At 74.8% G+C, this 8,118-nt stretch carries 9 protein-coding genes and 1 pseudogene; 6 read left to right on the plus strand and 4 right to left on the minus strand.

Annotated features, from left to right (window positions below; all coding sequences use genetic code 11):
* The first annotated feature begins 68 nt into the window (after nt 1–68).
* From AB0I11_RS31110 to AB0I11_RS31125, 4 genes are all read left to right on the plus strand, one after another.
* Complete coding sequence (locus tag AB0I11_RS31110) at nt 69–740, plus strand: response regulator transcription factor (RefSeq protein ID WP_357328764.1); 672 nt, start codon at nt 69–71, stop codon at nt 738–740.
* Nucleotides 737–2,092, plus strand: coding sequence for a HAMP domain-containing sensor histidine kinase (locus tag AB0I11_RS31115; protein ID WP_357328768.1), 1,356 nt, complete (start codon nt 737–739; stop codon nt 2,090–2,092). The genes AB0I11_RS31110 and AB0I11_RS31115 overlap by 4 nt, the downstream gene beginning before the upstream one ends.
* Nucleotides 2,089–2,652, plus strand: coding sequence for a GerMN domain-containing protein (locus tag AB0I11_RS31120; protein WP_357328771.1), 564 nt, complete (start codon nt 2,089–2,091; stop codon nt 2,650–2,652). Before AB0I11_RS31115 ends, AB0I11_RS31120 begins: the two co-directional genes overlap by 4 nt.
* Nucleotides 2,653–2,882: 230 nt before the next feature.
* The gene (locus AB0I11_RS31125; protein WP_357328792.1) at nt 2,883–3,950 is read left to right on the plus strand and encodes a hypothetical protein; all 1,068 of its coding nucleotides are present in this window, start codon (nt 2,883–2,885) and stop codon (nt 3,948–3,950) included.
* Between the two features lie 49 nt (nt 3,951–3,999).
* Here the strand turns inward: AB0I11_RS31125 and AB0I11_RS31130 are convergent, their stop codons facing one another.
* Nucleotides 4,000–4,305 (minus strand): hypothetical protein, encoded by a 306-nt coding sequence (locus tag AB0I11_RS31130; RefSeq protein WP_357328774.1) that lies wholly within the window; start codon nt 4,303–4,305, stop codon nt 4,000–4,002.
* 124 nt (nt 4,306–4,429) lie between these two features.
* Between AB0I11_RS31130 and AB0I11_RS31135 the strand changes: the two genes are divergently transcribed.
* Complete coding sequence (locus AB0I11_RS31135; RefSeq protein ID WP_357328777.1) at nt 4,430–5,752, plus strand: protein kinase; 1,323 nt, start codon at nt 4,430–4,432, stop codon at nt 5,750–5,752.
* 30 nt (nt 5,753–5,782) lie between these two features.
* The gene (locus AB0I11_RS31140) at nt 5,783–5,929 is read left to right on the plus strand and encodes a hypothetical protein (RefSeq protein ID WP_357328780.1); all 147 of its coding nucleotides are present in this window, start codon (nt 5,783–5,785) and stop codon (nt 5,927–5,929) included.
* Nucleotides 5,930–5,951: 22 nt separating this feature from the next.
* Here AB0I11_RS31140 and AB0I11_RS31145 read toward each other — a convergent pair whose 3' ends face one another.
* From AB0I11_RS31145 to AB0I11_RS31155, 3 genes and pseudogenes are all read right to left on the minus strand, one after another.
* Complete coding sequence (locus AB0I11_RS31145) at nt 5,952–6,746, minus strand: hypothetical protein (RefSeq protein ID WP_357328783.1); 795 nt, start codon at nt 6,744–6,746, stop codon at nt 5,952–5,954.
* Nucleotides 6,737–7,495: an aminoglycoside adenylyltransferase family protein gene (locus AB0I11_RS31150; protein ID WP_357328786.1), complete on the minus strand. Its 759-nt coding sequence runs from the start codon at nt 7,493–7,495 to the stop codon at nt 6,737–6,739. The genes AB0I11_RS31145 and AB0I11_RS31150 overlap by 10 nt, the downstream gene beginning before the upstream one ends.
* 295 nt (nt 7,496–7,790) lie before the next feature.
* Nucleotides 7,791–8,021 (minus strand): annotated as a pseudogene (locus AB0I11_RS31155) (IS5/IS1182 family transposase); the annotation flags it as partial.
* Between the last annotated feature and the right edge of the window lie 97 nt (nt 8,022–8,118).

An 8,118-nucleotide genomic window follows, 5' to 3' on the forward strand; every position in this document is an offset into this window, starting at 1 on the left:
TGTGTGACAAAACCGGGTGGGCCGCCACCGGGTTGGGCATCGCGACACGGAGCAGGGATGATGCGGCTATGACGGCCGTACTGGTGATCGAGGACGACGACCGGATCCGGCTGGCGCTCCTGCTCGCGCTGGAGGAGGAGGGTTACACCGCGTACGGGGCGGCCAGCGCCGAGGAGGGACTGCGCCGGCACCAGCAGGCGCCCGCCGACAACATCCTCGTCGATCTGATGCTGCCGGGCCTCGACGGCTTCGAGTGCATCCGGCAACTGCGCCGCGACGACGACGTACCCATCGTGGTGGTCAGCGCACGCGACGACACGCACGACATCGTCGCGGCGCTGGAGGCCGGCGCGGACGACTACGTGGTCAAACCGGTGGCGATCAAGGAACTCACCGCCCGGCTGCGGGCGCTGCGCCGGCGGGCCCGGGCCGGCACGGCGGTCTCCGTCCAGGTCTTCGGTGACCTGGAGGTCAGCGCCGAGGCCGGCGAGGTGCGCCTCGACGGTCGCCCGGTCGCCGTGACCAGGACCGAGTTCCGGCTGCTCTGCGAGCTGGCGCTGCACGTCGGCAAGGTGCTGTCCCGCCAGCAGTTGCTGCAGCGGGTGTGGGGCTACGACACCGGCGACGAACGGCTGGTCGACGTGCACGTCGGCCGCCTCCGGCAGAAGATCGAGCGGGACCCGGCCAACCCCCGGCACCTGGTGACCCTGCGCGGGCTCGGCTACAAGCTGCAGCGATGAGCCGCCTCGGACTACGCGCCCGGGTCACCGCCGCGTTCGCCGTCGGCGCCGCGCTGCTCGCGGCGGCCATGGCCCTGTTCTCGTACGACCTGACCCGCCGGTCACTGCTGGAGGAGCGGGAGCGCACCGCCGTGCGGGCGGCGTTCTTCGACGCGGCGGTGGTCCGGTCCGGGCTCGACACCGACGCGCCGGACATCGCGGCGGTGCTCGGCTCCCTGGACACCGGCAGCGCCCGGCGGCCCTTGCTGCACCGGGACGGGCGGTGGTACGCGCGGAGCGCGGAGATCCGCGGCAGTTCCGTCCCGGAGGAGCTGCGGCGGACGGTCTCCTCGGGCACGCCGGCCGTGCAGCGGGTCCGCGCCGACGGGCAGCCGGCCCTGCTGGTCGGCGTGCCGCTGTCGGCGACGGTCAGCTATTACGAGATCACCTCGCTGCGGGAGGTCGAGCAGACCTTCCAGCTGGTCGCGTTGACCCTCACCGCCGTGGCCATCATGGTGGCGGGCGCGGGCGCCGCCCTCGGCTGGTACGCGACCCGGCACAGCCTCCGTCCGCTGACCGCGGTCGCCGACGCGGCCGAGCGGATCGCCGCCGGCGACCTGGAGACCCGCCTCGACCCGGCCACCGACCCGGACCTGACCCGCTTCTCGACCTCCTTCAACCGGATGGTCGAGCAGTTGGCCCGGCACCTGGAGCGGGACCGCCGGTTCGCCGCGGACGTCAGTCACGAGTTGCGCTCGCCGCTGCAGACCCTGGCCGCCGCGAGTAGCGTGCTGCAGCGCCGCCGGGAACATCACGACGAGCGGACCGCGGTGGCGGCCGGCCTGGTGGCCGACGAGATCAACCGCTTCCAGCGGCTGGTCGACGACCTGATCGAGCTGGCTCGGGCGGAGCAGCCGACCAGCCGCGAACGGGTCGACGTCGCGGCGCTGGCCGGCGAGGTGTGCCACCGCCACGGGCTGCCGGCGGACCTGGTGCGGGCCGTGCCGCCGGCGGGCGTCCGCTGGCACGTCGACCGGCGCCGGGTCGGGCAGATCCTGCACAACCTCGTGGAGAACGCCGTCCGGTACGGCGGCGGGCCGGTCGCGATCCGGCTCGGCTGCGACGGCGACGGGACCGGGGTGATCGAGGTCGACGACGACGGGCCCGGCGTGCCCGTACCGGACCGGGAGGTGATCTTCGACCGCTTCGTCCGTGGCCGGGCGGCGCACGACCGGGCCGGCACCGACGGCACCGGGCTCGGACTCGCCCTCGTCGCCGAACACGCGACCGCGCACGGCGGTCGCGCGGTGGTCACCGATCGCCCCGAGGGCGGCGCCCGGTTCCGGGTGGAACTGCCGGGATGTGCCGGATGAGACGTCTCCTGCTGGTCGCCAGCTGCGTGGTCGTGCTGGCCACCGGATGTGGCGTGCCGGTCGACGACGCGCCCCGCCCGGTCCCGGTGCCGCCGGGACCGTTCGCCAACCCGGCGCCCGACGCGACCGCGACCAGCTCGGGGCGGAGCGCGGAGCCGCTGTGTTTCCTGCGCGACGACCGCCTCGTCCGGGTCGTCCGGCCGGTGGAGTACCTGCCCGACGTGGCCACCCACCTGGAGCATCTGCTCGCCGGGCCGGCGGAGGCCGACCGGGACGGTGGCCTGACGAGCGCCCTGACCGGGCGGGCGGTGCACACGGGCGGCCGGCTCACCGCCGGTGCGGCGGAGGTCGAGGTCGCCGAGGCGGCCGACGAGAGCGGACGCAGCGACGAGATCCTGGCCTTCGGCCAGATCGTCTGCACGTTGACCAGCCGGGCCGACGTGCACTCGGTCACCTTCCGGCGGGACGGCCGGCCGCTGGAGGTGCCGCGGGCCGACGGCGCACTGACCACGGAGCCGCTCACGGCGGCCGACTACCGGTCGCTGATGGCGGCCCGCTGAGCCGTGCGGCGGGTCCGTGGCCCAGCCGGCCGACGGCCCGGACCGGCACCGGACGGGGTGCCGGTGGGCCAGGGGGGAGCGGGACGGGCGGCTGCCGTCGTAACCTCTGCTGGCGGTGCCGCCGCCCGGTCGCGGCGACCGGGGCGGGCCGGGCCGGGACGATGTGAGGGGCAGTGCGGGAGCGGCACGGGCGAGCGTGGGGGCGGCGGAGCGCCGGATGGGCCGCGGTGATGCTGGCGCTGGCGCCGGCCGGCGCGGCGGTGGCGGCACCGCCACCGGCCGCCGCGGGCGCGGTGCCGCTGCGGGCAGCGTCGCCCGCCGGGGTGCCGGTGTGCCGGGTACGCGACAGCCGGCTCAACGAGATCTCCGGGCTGGCCGTCACGGCGGGCGGGTTCGTGGTGGTGAACGACAGCGCCGACGACGAGCCCCGCCGACGGATCTTCTTCCTCGACCAGGGCTGCCGGGTGACCCGGACGGTGCGGTACCCGTCGCGCCCCCGGGACACCGAGGACCTGGCCGTCGGGGCCGACGGCACGGTGTGGATCGCCGACACCGGCGACAACGACCGCTCCCGGCAGACCGTGGCCGTGTGGCGGCTGCCGGCCGGCGGCGACCGGCCGGTGCTGTACCGGTTGACCTACCCGGACGGGGCGCACGACGCCGAGGCGCTCCTGCTCGACGGCGACGGACGGCCGCTCATCGTGACGAAGCAGGGCGGCCCGGCCGGGATCTACGCCCCGGCTGGTGACCTCGTGGCGGGGCGCGCCGTGCCGCTGGTCCGGCGGGGGCAGGTGGGCCTGCCGGGCACCGACACCAGCAACCCGTTCGGGTTCCTCGGCCGCGCCGTGGTCACCGGCGCGGCGACCTCGCCGGACGGCCGGCGGGTGGTGCTGCGCACCTACGCCGACGCGTTCGAGTTCGACGTGCCGGGTGGGGACGTGGTGGCCGCGCTGACCGGCGGCACACCGCGGGTCGTGCCGCTGCCGGACGAGCCGCAGGGCGAGTCGATCGCCTACAGCCGGGACGGCCGGTCACTCCTCACCGTCTCCGAGGTCGCCGACCAACCGGCCGGCACCCGACCGACCATCCTGCGCTATCCCGTGCCCGGTTCGCCCCGCTCACCCAGCGCGGCGGCGACGACGCCGGCGCCGGCGTCCACCCGTGCCGCGTCGCCGGCCGTCGCGACACCGTCCGAGCGGGACGGTCGTCGGGGCCTGCCGGCGGTGCTGCTGGTCGGGGCCGGGCTGGCCGCCGCCGGCCTGCTCGCGATGATCGCGGCCCGCCGCGCGAAACGCTGACCGCCGGGGAATCGATCGTCGGCCGCTGCGTACGCCCCGGCCGGCGAGGTCAGCCGTCGCTGCGCGGTAGACCGCGGTGCGCGGCCCACAGAGCGCCGGCGCGGCTGGCCGCCCCGGCGGCCAGGTCCGCCAGTTCGGGCCGGTCCGGCACGGGGAACGAGACGTAGGTGCCGCGACCGCCGGCCGTCGGCCGGCCGTACGCCTTCGCCGCGAGGTGCCCGTCGCGGAGGAGCCGGACGTTCAAGGTCGTCAGGGTGAACTCCGTACCGCGCCGGGTGTCGGTCCAGCGCAGTTCCTCCGGGATCGTGACGTTGATCGCCAGGGCGCCCACGTCGGGGGTGACGTCGCTGCTCATGGGCGTCATCGTCGCACGGGCGCCGGAACCGCCGGCAGCACCGGAGTCGCCGTCGTCACCGGGCACCCGGGACGGGCCTGGCGTGACTGAGGAGCCGGCGGGGTACGAGAATCGAATGCCAGAAGTGGGTGACCTCGTCGGCGCCCGGTACCGCCTGACCGAGCGGATCGCCGCCGGCGGAATGGGTGAGGTGTGGCGCGCCGTCGACCAGACGTTGAAACGCGACGTGGCGGTCAAGGTGCTGCACAGCCGGGCCGTGACCCAGGCCAGCGCCGGTGAGCGGTTCCGGCGGGAGGCGCGGGCGATGGCGGCGCTGCGCCATCCCGGCGTCGCCGAGGTGTACGACTACGGTGAGACCGGCCTGCCGGGCGAGCCCGGCACCGCGTACCTGGTCATGGCCTATGTGCGTGGTCAGCCGCTGTCGGCCCGGATCGCGGAGGCCGGCCGGCTCGGCACCGCCGAGACCATGTCGATCGTCGCGCAGACCGCCCGTGCCCTGCAGGCCGCGCACGAGGTCGGGGTGGTCCACCGCGACGTGAAGCCGGGCAACCTCGTCATCGAGCCCGACGGGCACGTCGTGCTCGTCGACTTCGGCATCGCGCTCTCCGCCGACGCCGCGGAACTGACGGCGGCCAACCAGGTCATGGGCACGGCCCTCTACATGGCGCCGGAGCAACTCGCCAAGACCGGTGTCAGCCCGGCCGTGGACATCTACGCGCTCGGCGCGGTCGCCTACCACTGTCTCGCCGGCCATCCCCCGTTCCCGGGCGACAATCCCATCGCGGTGGCGCTGCGCCGCCTCGACGAGGAGCCGCCCCCGCTGCCCGACGACGTCCCGCCGGCCTTCGGTGACCTGGTCGCGACCGCCATGGCCCGAGAGCCGGAGCGCAGATTCCCGACCGCCGCGGCGATGGCCGACACGGCCGCCGCCCTCGCCGGGCCGCCGGGTGAGCACCCGGCTGCCGGGCCCGCCACCGTGGCCGTGCCGCGCGCCGTCGCCCCACCGCCGGCAGCCGCCGCCGGTCCGACCGGGCGGGCCGGCGGCCGACGGCGGGCCATCGCCGGGCTGGTCGTGACGGGTCTGGCCGCCGTCGCCGCCGTCCTGGTCTTCGCCGACGGCACCGGCTGGTCGCCGGGACGCTCCGGAGAACCCACGCCGTCCGTGACCCGCTCGGGCGAGCCCGGCCCCGCCGGCGGCGATCCTCGACAGACGCCGGGGAAGGCGCGCGACACGACCCCTGGCCGGCGCGCGACCCCGACCGCCGGCGGGGCGTCCGGCGCCGCGTCGGCGGGCCCGCAACCGTCGCGCACCGACCGTCCCGCCCCGACCGGCGGCACGCCGTCGGACGCCCCGGCCAGCGAGTCGCCGGCCGAGCCCACCGCGGCACCGACCGACGAGCCGGATACGCAGTCCAGCGCGCCGTCACCGCAGGCGACCACGGAGTGACGCGGCGCCGCCGCGGGCCGGTCCGGGGCGATGTGCGGTGCCAGGCTGCACGGCTGCCGGTCCCGCGGCGACGAGTGCGCCGCGCCCGCCGACCAGCAGGAGCACCGCCGGATCTGCGCCGACGCGTGCCGCGCCGGTGCGTGCCCCCGGCAGGGCCGGCTGGCCACCAGCACCTGACCCAGGCCGGAGCCGGTCCGGGTCAGCAGGCGGCGAGGTCGGTGCAGTGCGCGATCGTCGCATCGTCCGCCGGCACCGCGTGGCGCGCCTCGGCCTGGCGGACGCGTCGGATGATCTCGACGGGCCCGCTCGCCGCGAGGACGGCCATGACCACTGGCCAGTCGGCGAGGTGGAAACGGTCCACGAGGCGACTGGCGCCGTTGCTGAGCAGGACCGCCCCGGCCAGCTCGGAGGCCGGACAACGCCCGGTGAGCGCCTCGTCCGCCGCCCGCGGGCCGTCCTTGGCCAGCCAGAACCCGCCCGGCTGGTTACGGTGGGCGCGCAGTTCCCGCAGGACCCGGTGGTACTCGTCGCTTCCCTCGGCGGTGGCCGCCAGCTTCGACTGGTACGCGCGGCTGATGACCACCTCGCGGGGATCGGAACGGATCAGCGGCGACCCGTCCGCCCGGTCGAGCACCACGTACGAGTCACCGAGCACCAGGTGCTCGACGAGCCCGTCGGCGACGCGCAGCATGGCGACGGTCGCCGACGGACCGATGGGGTCGGCGACGTCGCAGCTGTCCCGATGGGCGTCCGTCACCCGTTCGATCGCCTCGGCGAGCAGCGCGGGAAGGCTGCGGTCCGGCACGAGTGACAGGAGGCTGAGCAGGTTGCCGCCCAGCCGGCTCGCGTACCAGGCCACGCCGTGTCGGCAGACGGATTCGGCGCCGGGGATGCCAGCGCCGTCGATCAGCACCGCCGCCGTGGGTACGGCGCCGGTGAAGTCCTCGTTCGCGCGGTCGGCCCGGGCCGCCGCGCTCGCCATCGTCACTCGCACGCGTGCCGTCTGATCTCGGCGAGGACATGGTCCGCGTGCGGGCGTACCTGTGCCCGCAGCTCGTCACTCCAGCTCTCCTCGGCGTACCGGCGGTTGAGGTACAGCTCCTTGGCATGCTGGAGAACGGGGCGGTGCTCCGCCGGCAGCCGGGCCAACGCCCAGTCGGCGGCGGCGTCCTTCGACCTGAGCTGACCGGTGGCGAGGGTGGTCCAGACCCGGGCGAAGGTCAGCAGGACGTTGCGGGTGTCGTCGTCGAGGTCCTGGAGCAGGCCGGGAACGCCGGCCACGGTCGCGCGTACCAGGTCCGCGTGCGGCACCGGGTCGAGGACCTGCGCGGGCGGCGCACCGGTGAGCGGATGGTCGCCGGCCAGGACCATCGTGACCAGCAGGGCCAGGTCGGGCATGGGTACCGGTGGAGGCGGCCCGCCGACCTCGAAGTCCTGGCGCAACCACTCGCCGTAGTGGAAATCGCAGGTCGGCGGGAACCGCCACGGGCGAACGTCCGACTGGACGACCACGGTGAGTTCGACGGGGCGGGCCCGGTTCCGGGAACCGGAGAGCGGGAAGAGCCCGTCGAGGAACTGACGCCGCTCCTGATCGTTCATGGGCCGCCGGCTGACGACGAGGACGTCCAGGTCGCTGGCCGGTCTGAGGCCACCGAGCACCGCGGAACCGTGCAGGTAGCTGCCGACGACCTCCGGACCCAGTACGCGGTCCACCAGCCCGACGACGGCCTGAAGCTGATCCATCGCGCCAGTTTCGGCCCTCGCGGGGGTGGAGCGCACCCGGATATGCCGTGGGCGCGGTCGGTTGACCGCCATGCCCGGTATGTGGCGCGGGGCAGATGCAGAACGCCCATCGCGGCCTCGCCGGCTCACACGCCACACTTGTCGAGGAAGTGGAGGGGAACTCCGCACCTGCTCGGCCCCGCAGGTTCGGTGCACGGGACAGGACTTGCGCTGTCCAGGCGAGCCCTTGAACAGGGCATAGAAGGAGCCGTTTTCATCCTGAGTAGCGGCTGGTCTCGACGCGGCTCAAAACGATGATGACCTGCACGTTCACTCCGTGCCGTTTGTGTTTCCCGGGGTAGTAGGGCTTCGGGTCGGCGACCCCGTCGATCGGGATCAGGGTGCCGTCGAGGATCGCGTACGCCAGCTTGCGGATCCGCTGCATGGCGGTGGCCTGGTCGTCGGCGGCTGCGGTGAGCAGGTCGACGGCTTCGCGGACGTAGCGCCAGGCGGTAGCGACGCCGGTGCCGAACCCGGCGGCGAGTCGGGCCTAGACGAGTAGTTCCGAAGTCAGGGGTCGATGTCTGGGCATGAAGAGAGGGCATCCAAGATCATGTTGTGACGCAAGACCTGGATACCCTCTT

It is taken from the genome of Micromonospora sp. NPDC050495, assembly GCF_040655175.1.
GTDB lineage: Bacteria > Actinomycetota > Actinomycetes > Mycobacteriales > Micromonosporaceae > Micromonospora.